15 protein-coding genes are annotated in these 14,263 nt (G+C 61.4%); 7 read left to right on the forward strand and 8 right to left on the reverse strand.

Features of this window, described 5'->3' with window-relative positions:
- Window positions 1–25: 25 nt before the first annotated feature.
- Entirely contained in the window at window positions 26–382 is a 357-nt protein-coding gene (locus tag NPS46_RS10700) for an NADH:ubiquinone oxidoreductase (RefSeq protein WP_274106913.1), read from the forward strand.
- A gap of 5 nt (window positions 383–387) precedes the next feature.
- Here NPS46_RS10700 and NPS46_RS10705 read toward each other — a convergent pair whose 3' ends face one another.
- Genes NPS46_RS10705 through dksA form a run of 3 tightly spaced genes read right to left on the reverse strand, consistent with a single transcriptional unit; the run spans window position 388 to window position 2,678 of the window.
- Window positions 388–1,038: a DUF1826 domain-containing protein gene (locus NPS46_RS10705; protein ID WP_274106915.1), complete on the reverse strand. Its 651-nt coding sequence runs from the start codon at window positions 1,036–1,038 to the stop codon at window positions 388–390.
- The gene (zigA, locus tag NPS46_RS10710; RefSeq protein WP_274106917.1) at window positions 1,038–2,246 is read right to left on the reverse strand and encodes a zinc metallochaperone GTPase ZigA; all 1,209 of its coding nucleotides are present in this window, start codon (window positions 2,244–2,246) and stop codon (window positions 1,038–1,040) included. The genes NPS46_RS10705 and zigA overlap by 1 nt, the downstream gene beginning before the upstream one ends.
- Window positions 2,247–2,273: 27 nt before the next feature.
- On the reverse strand, window positions 2,274–2,678 hold the full coding sequence (gene dksA / locus NPS46_RS10715) for an RNA polymerase-binding protein DksA (protein ID WP_274106919.1): 405 nt from the start codon (window positions 2,676–2,678) through the stop codon (window positions 2,274–2,276).
- Window positions 2,679–2,795: 117 nt separating this feature from the next.
- Here dksA and NPS46_RS10720 point away from each other — a divergent pair, with 117 nt between their 5' ends.
- Complete coding sequence (locus NPS46_RS10720) at window positions 2,796–3,173, forward strand: glutamine synthetase (protein ID WP_274106921.1); 378 nt, start codon at window positions 2,796–2,798, stop codon at window positions 3,171–3,173.
- Here NPS46_RS10720 and NPS46_RS10725 read toward each other — a convergent pair.
- The gene (locus NPS46_RS10725) at window positions 3,170–4,372 is read right to left on the reverse strand and encodes an N-acetylmuramoyl-L-alanine amidase (protein ID WP_274106922.1); all 1,203 of its coding nucleotides are present in this window, start codon (window positions 4,370–4,372) and stop codon (window positions 3,170–3,172) included. The genes NPS46_RS10720 and NPS46_RS10725 overlap by 4 nt on opposite strands.
- A 101-nt stretch (window positions 4,373–4,473) precedes the next feature.
- On the opposite strand from NPS46_RS10725, the gene folE2 reads away from it, so the two are divergent.
- From folE2 to thrS, 4 genes are read left to right on the forward strand one after another with little or no spacing between them, the layout of a single operon-like run.
- The gene (folE2, locus tag NPS46_RS10730; RefSeq protein ID WP_274106923.1) at window positions 4,474–5,373 is read left to right on the forward strand and encodes a GTP cyclohydrolase FolE2; all 900 of its coding nucleotides are present in this window, start codon (window positions 4,474–4,476) and stop codon (window positions 5,371–5,373) included.
- Window positions 5,370–5,930 carry a carbonate dehydratase gene (locus tag NPS46_RS10735; RefSeq protein ID WP_274106925.1) on the forward strand — a complete coding sequence of 187 codons (561 nt, stop codon included), beginning with the start codon at window positions 5,370–5,372 and terminating at the stop codon, window positions 5,928–5,930. The genes folE2 and NPS46_RS10735 overlap by 4 nt, the downstream gene beginning before the upstream one ends.
- A 2-nt stretch (window positions 5,931–5,932) precedes the next feature.
- The gene (locus tag NPS46_RS10740) at window positions 5,933–7,270 is read left to right on the forward strand and encodes a dihydroorotase (protein ID WP_274106927.1); all 1,338 of its coding nucleotides are present in this window, start codon (window positions 5,933–5,935) and stop codon (window positions 7,268–7,270) included.
- A gap of 38 nt (window positions 7,271–7,308) precedes the next feature.
- A complete protein-coding gene (gene thrS, locus NPS46_RS10745) occupies window positions 7,309–9,213 on the forward strand; it encodes a threonine--tRNA ligase (protein ID WP_274106929.1) in 1,905 nt (634 codons plus the stop codon).
- An 18-nt stretch (window positions 9,214–9,231) separates the two neighbouring features.
- On the opposite strand, the gene NPS46_RS10750 is transcribed toward thrS, so the two are convergent.
- Window positions 9,232–9,747, reverse strand: a complete 516-nt coding sequence (locus NPS46_RS10750; protein ID WP_274107128.1) for a DUF3617 domain-containing protein — start codon at window positions 9,745–9,747, stop codon at window positions 9,232–9,234.
- Window positions 9,748–9,908: 161 nt separating this feature from the next.
- Here NPS46_RS10750 and cls point away from each other — a divergent pair, with 161 nt between their 5' ends.
- Window positions 9,909–11,348 (forward strand): cardiolipin synthase, encoded by a 1,440-nt coding sequence (gene cls, locus NPS46_RS10755; protein WP_274106931.1) that lies wholly within the window; start codon window positions 9,909–9,911, stop codon window positions 11,346–11,348.
- Between the two features lie 4 nt (window positions 11,349–11,352).
- Here cls and cfaB read toward each other — a convergent pair whose 3' ends face one another.
- From cfaB to NPS46_RS10770, 3 genes are all read right to left on the reverse strand, one after another.
- Entirely contained in the window at window positions 11,353–12,540 is a 1,188-nt protein-coding gene (cfaB, locus tag NPS46_RS10760) for a C17 cyclopropane fatty acid synthase CfaB (protein ID WP_274106933.1), read from the reverse strand.
- Window positions 12,541–12,626: 86 nt separating this feature from the next.
- A complete protein-coding gene (locus NPS46_RS10765; RefSeq protein WP_274106935.1) occupies window positions 12,627–13,415 on the reverse strand; it encodes a DNA-binding domain-containing protein in 789 nt (262 codons plus the stop codon).
- Window positions 13,406–14,251 carry a DUF692 domain-containing protein gene (locus tag NPS46_RS10770; RefSeq protein WP_274106937.1) on the reverse strand — a complete coding sequence of 282 codons (846 nt, stop codon included), beginning with the start codon at window positions 14,249–14,251 and terminating at the stop codon, window positions 13,406–13,408. The genes NPS46_RS10765 and NPS46_RS10770 overlap by 10 nt, the downstream gene beginning before the upstream one ends.
- Between the last annotated feature and the right edge of the window lie 12 nt (window positions 14,252–14,263).

Below are 14,263 nucleotides of genomic sequence, written 5' to 3' on the forward strand. Positions count from 1 at the left end.
CTCGAGGTTTTCTTGGAGGTGGTGGATGCAAGTCAGATGGTTGCCGTGGCTATGGCTCCTGGGGGCGGATCCGGTCCTGGCCCAGGCCTGCGTGGTGCATAGTCAGGCCGAACGGCTCGATGTGAAAGTCTGCCAGGAGAACCGCAGTATTCCGCCTCAACTGTTCCACGACGGTTTTTGTCAGCCGAACCTGGCCGGACAGAAGGTTGAAGTGGAGTATGTCGAACAGTGTCCCGGCGGCTCTTTCGGCATCTGCCGCGATGCCCAGGTCGCCAATATGCCTTACCGCCAGGATATTCACTATTACGGCGTGGCGCGCGATGCGCTCTACCTCAAGCCGTTTTGCGAGAACCAGAGCCAGGGCCATTGGCAGGCCCCCTGACGCACTCAGGCCAGCCAGTCGAGGGTCAGGATCAAACGCCGCTCACCCGCCCCCAGCGCTGGCGAGCGATGCACCAAGCCCTGGCCTTCATTGCCCCGCCATCGCTCTCCCTTGAGCAACGCCACCTCGCCACAGCCAATCTGCTGGATCAAGGTCGGATCGAGCGGTTCGGCCGCCGGATTGCCCAATTGCCGCCGGTCCATGACCTCTTCTGCCAGCCACTGGCAACCGGCACCGGCGAACGTACTGATCAGCCGCACGGGCACATGATCGACGTGAAAACGCGGGCACATGGCCTTATCCAGCACCCGCAAGCGCAAACCAATGCGCTGCGCGCCCAGTAAACAGGCATAGGCACTGACCAGCCAGGAAAGCTCGGCGATAAAGCCGGCATACCCCTCCAAGTCACTAAAGCCTACCGCCAGCCCCTGCAGGTTCGGCACCGAATCCTCGGTCGGCATCTCTAAGGTGATCGACTCTGCCAGCGGTTGATTCAAGGCCAGCACTAACTGAGCAAACTCGGCGATATGCACCGGCAAGCGGCGCTGCCAGACCGCCAGATTGACCCCGTCTTCCAGGATCCGGGCCAACACCTGGGGGCTTTCTCCGTGCACCTGGTAAACGCCCCCCGACGGCTGTACGCGCGGCGCCAGCATCAGGCGGCCACCTCGTCATGCCAGGGTCCGAAAGGATCGCTCAACAGGCGCCACCCCTCAATGCCGCTCGCCATCTCGGCATCGTCAAGCAGGCACTCATCGAGCTGGGCGCGAAGAAGCGTAAAGTCGATGTTTTGCCCGATAAACACCAGTTCCTGGCGGCAATCACCGGTGTCGCTCGTCCAATGCTCCAGGATGGCAGCGGTACTTTCCTGGTCCTGCGGCCAATGTTCGCGCGGTACAAAGCGCCACCAGCGCCCAGCAAAACCATGGCGCATCAGGCCGCCGGCCTGAGACCAACTGCCCGCTTCCTGATACTTGCTCGCCAGCCAGAAGAAACCCTTGGAGCGCAGCAGTTTGCCGTTGGTCCAGGGCCGATCGATAAAGTCGTAGAAGCGCTGGGGATGAAAGGGACGCCGCGCCCGGTAGGCCGTGGAGGCAATCCCGTACGCCTCGGTTTCGGGCACATGTTCACCGCGCAACTCCTGTAGCCAGCCCGGAGCCTGGGCCGCCCGTTCAAAATCGAAACGGCCCGTATTGAGGATCTCCGCTAGCGCGACCTCGCCCATCACCATCGGGATAATCCGCGCTTGGGCATTGAGCCGTTCGAGAATGGCGGTCAGCTCGGCGCGCTCACTGCTGCTGATCAAATCGATCTTGCTGAGCAGAATCACATCGGCAAATTCGACCTGCTCGATCAACAAATCGGTGATCGAGCGCTCGTCTTCTTCGCCCAGGGTTTCACCCCGGGACGCCAGGCTTTCGGCAGCCTGATAGTCGCGCAGGAAATTCAGGCCATCGACCACCGTCACCATGGTGTCGAGCCGCGCAAGATCCGCCAGGCTCTGCCCGTCTTCACCGCGAAAGGTGAAGGTTTCGGCCACCGGCAGTGGTTCGGAAATACCGGTGGACTCAATCAGCAGGTAATCGAAGCGGCCCTCCCGGGCCAGCTTGCCGACTTCCTCCAGCAAATCTTCGCGCAGCGTGCAGCAGATGCAGCCATTGCTCATCTCGACCAGCTTTTCCTCAGCGCGGTTGAGGCTGACATCGCGCTGAACTTCGCTGCCATCGATATTGATTTCGCTCATATCGTTGACGATCACCGCCACCCGCAGGTGCTCGCGGTTGCGCAGGACATAATTGAGCAGGGTGCTTTTTCCGGCCCCAAGAAAGCCGGACAACACAGTTACAGGGAGGCGCTGGGGCATGGGGTATTCCTCATCAGGGACGGCGGTTCAGAGCGTGCGCTGGTGCCGCTCGCGCCACTCTTCACGCTCTTTGGCTTCGATACTCAAGGTGGCGGTGGGCCGCAGCAGCAGGCGTTTCAGCCCAATGGGCTCGCCCGTTTCACGGCACCAGCCATATTCGCCACGGGCCAGGTGTTCGAGGGCTTCATCGATCTTGTCGAGCAACCTCTTCTCCCGCTCCAGCAGGCGCAGTTGCCACTGGCGCTGCTCTTCGGCGCTGCCCACATCGGCCGGATCGCTGCTCGGTTCGTGTTCGCGCAACTGCTCGAACTCTTCACCGATGCGCTGTTGCAACGCGTGACGCTGGTCCAGCAGCAGCTCGCGGAAAAATCCCTGCTGGGTTTCATCCATATAGGCTGCGCTCGGTTGGGCGAGCAGTTCTTGTTCGGTCATGGCAATCACAGGCTGGGCTTTAGATTATGTTATATTATAACAACGCAATAATACCAACCCTCTCTTGCGCGACCCGACAAAGCGCGCAACGCTGCGGCCCTCGCCCAGGAAACAACGATGAATGTGATCTTCAGATGTGCCCTGTTCGGGCTCTGTCTCGCGGCCACACCGGCCCATAGCCAGATTTCCGTCACCCCGGCCGACTGCACCCGCAGCGCGACATTGCTGGCCTGCCGGGACAATCTGGGTAATAGCTATAGCGTCGCCGCACTCGGCACGACGATCTACCTGCGCGGCTACGAAGTCCGCGACAAGCGACGCTGGAGCCAGGTCAGCAGCCGCTATGGCAACCTCACCTTCTTTACCGGGCTGGCATCGGACGGCGAAGCCTGGGTCGGCTACAGCCGCAAGGTGGGCTGGACCACCCTCAATCGATTCTCCAGCTCCAGCGGCGGAGCCGGTCGTTTCACCTGCAACCGCCTCGTTGGCTGCTAAACCTGCCCTGAGGTTCGCGCCTGCTGCCACGCCAGGTAGCTGCCTGCCGGCGGGTTAGCGCGAAAGTAGCGCTGCAGGCCACTAAACAAACCCTCGGCCACCGCTTGCTGATGACGGGCGGTGACCAGCCGCTGGCGATCGCGGGCATTGGAGATAAACCCGGTTTCAACCAGGATCGACGGCACGTCCGGCGACTTGAGCACCGCAAAACCTGCCTGTTCCACGCGTTTTTGATGCAACGTGGTGATACCCGCCAGGCTATCGAGCACCTGATGGCCCAGTTGCAGGCTGGCGGCGATGGTCGCGTTCATCGACATATCCAGGATCACCCCGGCGAGCATCGGGTCCTTGTCCTTGAGATTCAGCAAGCTCGTAGCCCCCAACAGGTCTGCACCATTTTCGCGCTGGGCCATGAAGCGCGCAGTGGTCGAGGTCGCGCCGCCTTCGGACAACGCATAAACCGAAGCGCCCGAGGCCGTCAGCCGCGGCGCCGCATCGGCATGGATCGAGATAAACATATCGGCTTTGTGCTGCCGGGCCACGTCCACCCGTTTACGCAGCGGCACAAAGACATCGGCGTTGCGCACCAGGCGCACATCAAAGCCCTTCTCACGTTTGAGCCGTTTGGCCAGCAGTTGCCCAATAGCCAGCACGACATCCTTTTCCCGCTCGCCACGCGCACCGACCGCCCCCGGATCCTTGCCACCATGACCCGGATCGACCACGACGATAATGTCGCGCCCAACCCCTTGGCCCTGGGGCCTTGCCAATGTGTCCGGCGACGCGATCAGTGCCGTCGTCGGTGGCAATAGATCGAGTACCAGACGATGGCCCTGGCCGTTGCCCGGCGGCAGAAGAAAGCTCTCCAGGCGCATCGGCTTCTGCAGGTCCAGAACGATCCGACGCCCCTCGCCGCCGCCCAGCGGCCCGCTACGAATGGCCCGAACTGGCGTGCCGGCCAACGCCAGATGGTTGAAGTCGGTAGTCAGCCGCGCGCCCTGGATATCGACGATCACCCGTTCGGGCGCACTGAGCGCAAAGGTCTTGTACTGCACGGCACCACTGAGTTCGAACACCAGGCGCAGCTTGTCGGGCGAATGAGAAAGCCGGGCGTGATGGATCTGCGTCGCCATCACGGAAAACGGTAACGCAAGGGAAGCACTGGCCAGCAGCCAGTTGAGCAATTGACGTCTGTGCATAAGGTCTTCCACCGGCCGGGAACAGTTCGGATTGAAAAAAGCTTTTTCGAGCTTATTGTTATAATATAACATTAACTTTTCTTCCGACGATGGACCCGCTCATGAATGCGCTGACTCTGCCGGATATTGCCGCCCAAACCGCCAGGCAGGCCTTGCCCCTGGATTGGGTTGGGATGCGTGGCGTCGCCCTGCCCATCCAAATAGACGATCAACGCCTGAGTGCGAGAGCCGATGCCGGTGTCAGCCTCGATGACGGCGAAGCGCGCGGCATCCATATGTCACGTCTGTATCTGGCGCTGGAAGATTTTCAGCAGGAAAATCTCACTCCAGCCTTGTTACGGCATGTATTGCAGCGTTTTCTCGACAGCCATGAGGGCCTTTCCAACAGCGCTTTCTTGCACATTCATACCGACCTTTTGCTCAAGCGGCCGGCCTTGGTCAGCCCACTTTCCGGCTGGAAAACCTATCCACTGGTGCTCGAAGCGCGACTGGAAAACGCAATGTTCCACGTGGAACTAAAAATCGATGTGCTCTATTCATCGACGTGCCCGTGCTCCGCTGCGCTCGCCCGGCAGTTGATTCAGCAGCAATTTATCGACGACTTCGCCAACCAACCACTCCAGCACGCAGACGTCCTGTCCTGGTTGGGCAGTGCAAACGGCATTGTTGCAACACCCCATAGTCAACGCAGCGTCGCTCGACTGAGGCTGCGGTTGCGCAGTAATACTCCGTGGCTGCCCTTGAAAAGCCTGATCGACAGCGCCGAAACCGCACTGGGCACTGCCGTACAAACGGCGGTAAAGCGCGCCGACGAACAAGCCTTTGCCTTGGCCAACGGCCAGAACCTGATGTTTTGCGAGGATGCCGCCCGCCGCTTGCATCAAGCGTTCCGCGAGCGCAGCGACGTGAGCGCCTTCCGCTTGCAGGTCGTCCACGCCGAAAGCCTGCATGCCCACGATGCCGTGGCCGAAAGCCGCTGGAACTGGGAGTCGGGGCAATGATCCGCAAGAATCCCTCCGGCGATCTACCGATCATTGCCGAATCCGCCTACGTGGATAAAACCGCGATCATTTGCGGCAAGGTGGTCATTGGTGAAAATGTATTTGTCGGCCCCTACGCCGTCATCCGCGCCGACGAAGTCGATGCCAGTGGCGGGATGGACCCGATCACCATTGGGGCCAACTCGAACATCCAGGACGGCGTGGTGATCCACTCCAAGTCTGGCGCTGCGGTGACCATCGGCGAGTTCACGTCCATCGCCCACCGCTCAATCGTTCACGGCCCATGCACCGTCGGCGACCGCGCCTTTATCGGCTTTAACAGTGTGCTGTTCAACTGCACGATCGGCGCCGGCAGCGTGGTCCGCCACAACTCGGTCGTGGACGGCCGCGACCTGCCCGCCGACTTCTATGTGCCCTCCACGACCCGCATCGGCCCCAACACCGACCTCAGCCAGTTCCCACCGGTCAGTGTCCGCGCCTCGGAGTTTTCCGAAGATGTGGCGCGCACCAATGTCGATCTGGTGCGCGGCTACAAAGCCCTGCAGAACGAGTTCTAGGCATGTCGACAATCCTTATCCGCAATGCCCGGTTGGTCAATGAAGGCCGCGAGTTCGACGCCGACCTGCTAGTGGCCCATGGGCGAATAGAACAGATTGCCAGCCAGATATGCGCACCTCATGCCCAGGTCGAAATCGATGCCCAGGGGCAATCGCTGCTGCCGGGCATGATTGATGACCAGGTGCACTTTCGCGAACCCGGAGCGCCCCACAAAGGCACCTTCCATAGCGAATCGCGCGCTGCCGTGGCTGGAGGCATCACCAGTTACATGGACATGCCCAACACCCGGCCCGCGACCCTGACGCTCGCGGCGCTGGCCGACAAGCAGCGGCGTGCGGCTCTGTACTCGGTGGCCAACTACGGGTTCCATTTTGGCGTCAGCAACGACAACCTCGACACCGTCGCAGCGCTCGATCCCTGCCAGGTGGCGGGGGTAAAAGTGTTTATGGGGGCATCTACCGGCCAGATGCTGGTGGATGACCCGCACGTCCTTGAGCGCCTGTTCGCCGAAGTCCCGACCTTGTTGCTGGCCCACTGTGAACACACGCCCAGCATCCTGGCCAATGAGCAAAGCCTGCGCAGTGCCTTTGGCAACGACTTCCCACCCGGCGCACATCCCCTGATTCGCGATGCACAGGCCTGCTATCGATCCTCGTCACTGGCCGTGGAACTCGCACGCCGCCACGGCACCCGCTTGCATGTCTTGCACGTGAGCACCGCCCGCGAGCTAGCCCTGTTCGAAGACAAACCCCTGAGCGAAAAGCACATCAGCGCCGAAGTCTGCCTGCATCATCTGCTCTTCGATGATCGTGATTACGCGCGGCTCGGCAACCTGATCAAATGCAACCCGGCAATCAAAAGCCAGCAGGACCAGGCCGCCCTGCGTCTGGCCTTGCTCGGCAATCGCCTGGATGTGATCGGGTCCGATCATGCGCCCCATACCTGGGACGAAAAGCAGCAACCCTACGAGCAGGCACCTGCCGGGCTACCGCTGGTTCAGCAAGCCTTGCCTGCCTTGCTCGAACTGGTCGCCGATGGCGTCTTGCCGATGACCACCCTGGTCGCGAAAACCAGCCATCGCGTCGCGGATTTGTTCGCGATTGCCGAGCGCGGTTATCTGCGTGAGGGCTACTGGGCCGACCTGGTCCTGATCGAACGCCTGGCGCAACCACAAGCGGTGTCATTACAGCCGGTGCTCAGCCAGTGCGGCTGGACTCCTTTCATGCATGCGCACTTTCGCCATCGTGTTACCAGCACAGTGGTTTCCGGCCAACTGGCCTGGCATGCCGGGCAAATCCGTCGTGACTGCCAGGGCCTGCCCATGCGCTTTATGCGCTGACTTCCAATACTCCCTCGCGCCCCAAGGAAAATGTTTCGATGATCCGCATCACCCTGCCCGATGGCACGTTGCGCGAGTACGACCAGCCGCTTACCGTCCATGAACTGGCTGCCAGCATCGGCGCCGGCCTGGCCCGTGCTACGGTCGGCGGCCGAGTCGACGGCCAGGTTGTCGACTGCACCTTTATGCTCGAGCGGGACGCCCGGGTCAGCATCATCACCCCGCGCGATCCCGAAGGCCTGGAGATCCTGCGCCACTCCTGTGCCCATCTGCTGGCGATGGCGGTCAAGCAGATCTACCCGGGCGCACAGCTCACCCTGGGGCCGGTTATCGAAGATGGCTTTTACTATGACTTCGCTTATGAGCGGCCCTTCACTCCCAAGGACCTGGAGCTGATTGAAACCCGCATGCACAGCCTGGCGGCGACCAATCATTCGGTGCGTCGCCGTGAACTCGCCCGCGAAGAAGCGCTCGAGTACTTCACCGCGCTGGGCGAGTCGTACAAGGTTGAACTGATTCGCGACCTGCCGGCAGGGGCAACCATTTCGCTGTATCGCCAGGGAGATTTCGAAGACCTGTGCCGTGGGCCCCATATTCCCTCGACAGGCATCCTCCAGGCGTTTCGGCTGACCAAGGTTGCCGGCGCCTATTGGCGCGGCAACGCCAACAACGCGCCTTTGCAACGCATCTATGGCACCTGTTGGGCCACCCTGAACGACCTCAAGGCCTACCTGCTACGCCTTGAGGAAGCCGGTAAACGCGACCATCGCAAGTTGGGTACACAGCTGGACCTGTTCCATTTCGACGAATGTGCGCCGGGATCAGTGTTTTGGCACGCCAAGGGCTGGACCCTGTTCCAGGGCCTGATCGGCTATATGCGCCAGCGTCAGGAAGCCGCCGGCTACAGTGAGGTCAACACCCCGGATGTGATGGACCGGGGATTGTGGGAAATCTCCGGGCACTGGCAGAACTACCGCGACCATATGTTCACCACCGCGACCGAGGACCAACGGGTCTTTGCCCTCAAGCCGATGAACTGCCCTGGTGCCGTCTCGATTTTCGCCCATGGGCGCAAAAGCTACCGCGACCTGCCGCTGCGCCTGGCCGAATTCGGCAAGGTCCATCGTTATGAACCCTCCGGAGCGTTGCACGGGCTACTGCGGGTCCGGCACTTCACGCAGGACGACGCGCATATTTTCTGCACACCTGCGCAGATGCAGGACGAGTGCGCCCGGACCATCGCGCTGGTCTTCGAGATCTACCGGGAGTTCGGCTTCGAGGACATCACCGTGAAACTCTCGACCCGCCCGCCCAACCGGATTGGCAGCGATGACACCTGGGACCAGCTCGAAGGAGCCCTGAGCGGGGCCCTGGACCAAATGGCGATCGAGTTCCAACTCAACCCCGGCGAGGGTGCCTTCTACGGCCCCAAGCTGGAATTCGTGTTGCGCGATGCCATCGGTCGCGACTGGCAATGCGGCACCCTGCAAGTCGACCTCAACCTGCCGGAGCGATTCGACCTTGGCTACACCGACGAACACGGCCAACGCGCGCGACCGGTCATGTTGCACCGGGCGCTGTTCGGATCTCTGGAGCGGTTTATCGGCATTCTGCTGGAGCATTACAGCGGCGCCCTGCCACTATGGCTCGCGCCCCTACAAGCGGTGGTGCTGACCATCAGCGAGCACCAGACGGCCTACGCCCAGCAGGTGGCCCAGACCCTGAGGACCCAGGGCTGGCGTATCAGCGCAGACGTGCGCAATGAAAAGATCGGCTACAAGATTCGCGAACACAGCCTGCAAAAAGTGCCGTACCTGTTGGTGGTTGGCGACCAGGAAATGGCCGCCGGCGAGGTCAGCCTGCGCCGCCGAGACGGCACGAACGAAGGCCGTGTACGCCTGGCGGAGTTGGCATCCAGCGGCAAGCTACCAGCGAGCCGCTAAAAACCTGAAGCTGGCCGCTTAGGTCCGAGGTTTGACCGTGCCGCAATCCTGGCCCAGCCAAACCGCCCGAGTGTCCATGCTGCCCTTTTGCTGGATACCCGTAGCATTGAACGTGCCACTGACCTGGGTGGTGAACTCGCGGTCACTGGCGAAATGCGCAACGCCCGCACCCTGGGCTTTCGGGCAACTGAAGCGAAACCGCCACTGCGCGCCGTTGCGCTCGGTGATCTGCTGGCTACAGCCGGATTGCGGGTCGGTCAGCGGGATCGAGTCGGACTTCACCTGCTCGGGCGTCAGGCACACGCGTACACCCTGCCCACCAATATTGAGCCCCTGCTTTTGCAGCATCGCCCGCTGCTCCGGCGTGATGTTTTGCTGCAAGGCGCCCAGCATCAATTGCAGATCCGGCAGTGCCTGGCCATCGACCTGCATATTGCTTGAGGTCAACTCCCAGAGCCCAGGCTGCAACATCTGCGCCTGAGCCCATGGCGCCAACACCAGGCAAAAAGCGGCACCCAACAGACGAACCTTTATCCCGTGACTTTTCATGCGGCCGCCCTTCTTCCTGTGATGAATTCAAAGTTGTCCGATATAGACGCCAGAATAGCCTTTGTGTTGCACGCACAATTAAATAGCGACATCCGCCCCCGAACATGGTCTGTTAGGCACTGAAGACTCAGGAGTAAGGCTGCCCCATGGACTACTTCGGCCCGCACTTTTTTGGCTATCTGATTGCACTGATCCACTTTCTCGGCACGCTCGCGGCCATCCATGCCGTGCTGACCGTGCGCACCGCCCAGGGCTCGATCGCCTGGGCCTTGTCACTGGTCTTTATTCCCTACCTGACCCTGATCCCCTACCTCATCTTCGGCCGCAGCACGTTTGATGCCTATATCCAGGCACGGCGCCAGGCCAACCTGGAAATGCACACTGCCATTACCGCCCTCGACTGGCGCCCCTGGGTAGAAGAAGCGCTCAGCGCGCGCAACTCCCAGGCCTACGCCGCACTGCGGGCCATGCCCAAGCTGGGCCGCATGCCCTGCCTGGCCAACAACCGGGTCCGACTGCTGATTAATGGCGAGGCCACCTTTTCGGCCATTTTCCAGGCCATCGAGCAGGCCCGTGAAGCCGTGCTGGTGCAGTTCTTTATCGTCCATGACGACAAGCTTGGCCGCCGCCTGCAACAACTGTTGATACGCAAGGCCGCCGAGGGCGTGCAGGTTTATCTGCTCTACGACAGTATCGGTAGCCATGCCCTGTCGACGACCTATGTCGATGTACTGCGCAAGGCCGGGGTACAGGTCAATGCCTTTGCCACCCATGGCGGCTGGATCAACCGCTTCCAGGTGAACTTTCGCAACCACCGCAAAGTGGTGGTGGTCGACGGGGTGCGCGGGTTTCTGGGCGGACACAACGTCGGCGACGAATACCTTGGGGAGAAGCCACCGCTGTCGCCCTGGCGCGATACCCATGTCGAGGTCAGTGGCCCGGTAGTTGCGTGCCTGCAGGAGTCGTTCGCCGAAGACTGGTTCTGGGCCGCACGTAACCTGCCGCCGCTGATCCTGCCGCAGTCCTACCCCGATGATGGAGTGCTCTGCCAGTTGCTCGCGAGTGGGCCGGCAGATCCGTTCGAAACCTGCTCGCTGTTCTTTGTCGAAGCCATCCATGCAGCCACCCACCGCGTCTGGATCACAACGCCTTACTTCATCCCTGACGAGGCCGTGTTCGCCGCACTGCGCCTGGCGGTGCTGCGCGGCGTCGATGTGCGCATTCTGCTGCCCGCCCGGGCCGATCACCGGATCGTCTATGCCGCCTCCAGCCTGTATGCCTTCGAGGCCGTGCGAGCTGGGGTCAAGGTGTTGCGCTACAAACCAGGCTTCCTGCACCAGAAGGTGGTGCTGGTCGATGAGGCCATCACGGCCATCGGCAGCGCCAATTTGGACAATCGGTCCTTCCGGCTGAATTTCGAGCTGATGCTACTGACCGTCGACGAGGCCTTTGCCGGCCAGGTCGCCGCCATGCTCGAAGCCGACTTTGCCCTGGCCCGGGTGGTGACCAAGGAAGACAGCCAGGAGACACACCGCCTGCAAAAACTGGGCATGCGCATCGCCCGGCTGATCTCGCCGATTCTCTAGCGAGTCAGTCGCGGTACAGATCGTCGCGGGTCCAGGGCAACTCGTGGCTGCCGTCGGCATGGGGTTTGACCGCGAGTATCTGGTGCAGATTGATCCACCCCTTGGCAAAGGCATAAGCGCAGCCAGCCAGGTACAGCCGCCAGATGCGCAGGGCCTGCTCGGGCACCAACTTGGCCGCGGCCTGTAGATTGTCTTCCAGGCGCTCGCTCCAGAAATCCAGCGTACGCGCGTAATGCAGCCGCAGGCTTTCGACATCGACGACTTCCAACCCGACCTCGCTGATCTGGGCACTGATCATCGACAGATGGGGCAGTTCGCCATTGGGAAACACATAGCGCTCGATAAAGTCACCGGCCCCGCGCCCGACTGGACGGCCATCGGTGTGCTTGGCAGTAATCCCGTGATTCATCACCAGACCGCCCTCGCGCACCGCGCCGAACAGTCGCTGGCAGTAAACCGGTAAATTGGCGTGGCCGACATGCTCGAACATGCCAACGCTGACCACCTTGTCGAAGCGCCCGTCCTGGGGCAGGTCACGGTAGTCGAGCAACTGCAGTTCAACCTGGCCGTCGAGCCCTTGCGCCTTGACCCGTTCGCGCGCCAGCACCAGTTGTTGCTCACTCAGCGTAATCCCGAAGACCTTCACACCGAACTCTCGTGCCGCATAACGCGCCAGCCCACCCCAGCCGCAACCGACGTCGAGCAGGTATTCACCAGGCTGCAAGCGCAGCTTGCGACACAGATGGCGGAACTTGGCCTGCTGGGCCTGCTCCAGGGTTTCACCGCCCGTCTCGAAGTACGCGCAGGAATACACCATCTCCTGGTCGAGCCACAGCTGGTAGAAGGTATTGGACAGGTCGTAATGATAGGCAATGGCCGCAGCATCGGCCGCCTTGTCATGCTCCGCACGCACAGGAAGGTTTTCACCCTCGTCTTCGAGCAGCGCCTGGCTCATTTCATCGCAGACTCGCACCACTTCGCTGATCGGCCCTTCAAGCTCCAATCGCCCTTCGACAAACGCACTCCCCAGAAGATCGAGGCTGGGATGAGTGAACTGAGTCACCAGTTGCGGATCCTTCACCACAATCGTGACACTGGGAGAAGGGCCGAGGTTGAACTCATGGCCATCCCAGAGTCGCAAGCGCAATGGAAGGTGCAGGTTCTGTAGGGCCGGTGGAAGTTGCGCGAGCATCAGTAATCCCCCCTTGGTTTCAGAAGTCTGAATTGAGGGTAGTACATCTGTCGGCGCCGGCAGGCTATCGGTCTAATAGCGGAGACCTATGGATCAATGAGCTGTAGTAAACCTTCCTCGATCCAGCCCTTGAGCCAAGTCACCGCCTGCAGCGGCGCGCCCTCGACAAGCTCGTCCGCCAGCTGTGCGCACAGCGCGGCAAAGGTCCAGTTCTCAAGGGCCATACCAGCGAGCGCCCACGCCTCCTGAGCGGACAGGCTGCGGTAATGACAGAGCAGCTCCCGACGCCAGACCAGGCAGACTTCGGGCTGCTCCAGTCGCTGGCTGACGGGAAAGGCCAGTTCCCCCTTGGCCGCACGCCAGAGCGCCAGGCTATTGAAATGACAGCTCAACCATTGCACCGAAGGCGCCAGGGCCACCCGCAACAGCGGCCACTGCTCGGGGCTCAGGGCGGCCATGCGTTGCAGGTTCAGCAGATCAGCGTCCGCGGCATCGAAAGCCAGAGTAAAGGCCCATTCCAGCCGCGCCAGCTCGGCCAGCGGCGCACTCTGTGCGGTAACCAGATGCTGACGGATAAACCTTTCCAAGTTCGTCCCCAGCCAACGCAGGCTGAAATGCACCGAGGGATAGTGCTGGATGTAGGCATCAAGCAGCGCGTCGAACTCATCGTCACCCAGCCAGTTGCGGAGCGCCGGGAAGTCCGCGCGCAGTACTTCGCGCAAACGGGCCGAATAGGCGTTGCGGTAGATGGCCAAACCATTGGCGACATTCAGGCTCGGCCCACCCCGTAGGCTGTCGTGCAGCACCGCACTGGCGCCATCGGCGCTGCCGCGCAGATAGTCTTCAAACGCCAGTTGCCAGTCGATCAGCCGCATGCCGACCTCCGTGCCAACACCTCGTCAGCCAGGGTACGCGCGATGTTCAGCTCGTCGAGCAGCTCGCCCAGAGGCGGAAAATGGTCGTCGCGTTCGAGCAGCGTCGCCACCGGTCCCAGATGCTCGAGCGTACGTTGATACAGCGCCCACACCGGATCACTGACGGGATGGTCATGGGTATCGATTACGTAGTCGCCATAGTCGCTGTGGCCGGCCAGATGCAGCTGGCGGATGGTCTGCGGCGCCAATGTCTCGATAAAGGCCCAGGCATCGAAGCCGTGATTGCGCGAGCTGACATAGACGTTATTGATATCCAGCAGCAGCTCGCAACCGCTGTCCTCGCTCAAGGCCCGCAGGAATTGGCACTCACTGTAATCATCCCGGGCCGAACGCACATAGCTTGAGACATTTTCCAGCACCAATGGACGTTGCAGCACGTCCTGTACCTGTCGGACGCGTCCGGCGACGTACTGCAGGCTTTCCTCGGTATAGGGCAATGGCAACAGGTCATGCAATTGGTGCGCGCTGCCACGGCTCCAGCACAGGTGATCGGAAATCCAGGCCGGATTGACCCGTGCCGCCAGGCGTTTAATTTGCCTGAGGTAGTCCGGATCGAGCGCATGGGGGCCGCCGATGGACAGCGACACCCCGTGCATGACCACCGGATAACGCTCGGCGATGGCGTCCAGGTAATAAAGCGCCTTGCCGCCGTCAACCAGATAGTTTTCGCTAATGATCTCGAACCAGTCTACAACCGGCTGTTGCGCAAGGATTTCCTGGTAGTAGGCGCTGCGCAAACCCAGGCCAAATCCCAGAGAAGTATCGGATACACGCATCATGGGCTCCCT

Origin of the sequence: Pseudomonas putida (genome assembly GCF_028682395.1) — a bacterium.
GTDB classification, from domain to species: Bacteria; Pseudomonadota; Gammaproteobacteria; order Pseudomonadales; family Pseudomonadaceae; genus Aquipseudomonas; species Aquipseudomonas putida_AB.

Excerpts from the sequence above, each read along its gene's own strand:
- NPS46_RS10700 (WP_274106913.1), top strand. The coding sequence starts at position 26 with ATGCAAGTCAGATGGTTGCCGTGGCTATGGCTCCTGGGGGCGGATCCG.
- NPS46_RS10705 (WP_274106915.1), bottom strand. The coding sequence starts at position 1,038 with ATGCTGGCGCCGCGCGTACAGCCGTCGGGGGGCGTTTACCAGGTGCAC.
- zigA (WP_274106917.1), bottom strand. The coding sequence starts at position 2,246 with ATGCCCCAGCGCCTCCCTGTAACTGTGTTGTCCGGCTTTCTTGGGGCC.
- dksA (WP_274106919.1), bottom strand. The coding sequence starts at position 2,678 with ATGACCGAACAAGAACTGCTCGCCCAACCGAGCGCAGCCTATATGGAT.
- NPS46_RS10720 (WP_274106921.1), top strand. The coding sequence starts at position 2,796 with ATGAATGTGATCTTCAGATGTGCCCTGTTCGGGCTCTGTCTCGCGGCC.
- NPS46_RS10725 (WP_274106922.1), bottom strand. The coding sequence starts at position 4,372 with ATGCACAGACGTCAATTGCTCAACTGGCTGCTGGCCAGTGCTTCCCTT.
- folE2 (WP_274106923.1), top strand. The coding sequence starts at position 4,474 with ATGAATGCGCTGACTCTGCCGGATATTGCCGCCCAAACCGCCAGGCAG.
- NPS46_RS10735 (WP_274106925.1), top strand. The coding sequence starts at position 5,370 with ATGATCCGCAAGAATCCCTCCGGCGATCTACCGATCATTGCCGAATCC.
- NPS46_RS10740 (WP_274106927.1), top strand. The coding sequence starts at position 5,933 with ATGTCGACAATCCTTATCCGCAATGCCCGGTTGGTCAATGAAGGCCGC.
- thrS (WP_274106929.1), top strand. The coding sequence starts at position 7,309 with ATGATCCGCATCACCCTGCCCGATGGCACGTTGCGCGAGTACGACCAG.
- cls (WP_274106931.1), top strand. The coding sequence starts at position 9,909 with ATGGACTACTTCGGCCCGCACTTTTTTGGCTATCTGATTGCACTGATC.
- cfaB (WP_274106933.1), bottom strand. The coding sequence starts at position 12,540 with ATGCTCGCGCAACTTCCACCGGCCCTACAGAACCTGCACCTTCCATTG.
- NPS46_RS10765 (WP_274106935.1), bottom strand. The coding sequence starts at position 13,415 with ATGCGGCTGATCGACTGGCAACTGGCGTTTGAAGACTATCTGCGCGGC.
- NPS46_RS10770 (WP_274106937.1), bottom strand. The coding sequence starts at position 14,251 with ATGCGTGTATCCGATACTTCTCTGGGATTTGGCCTGGGTTTGCGCAGC.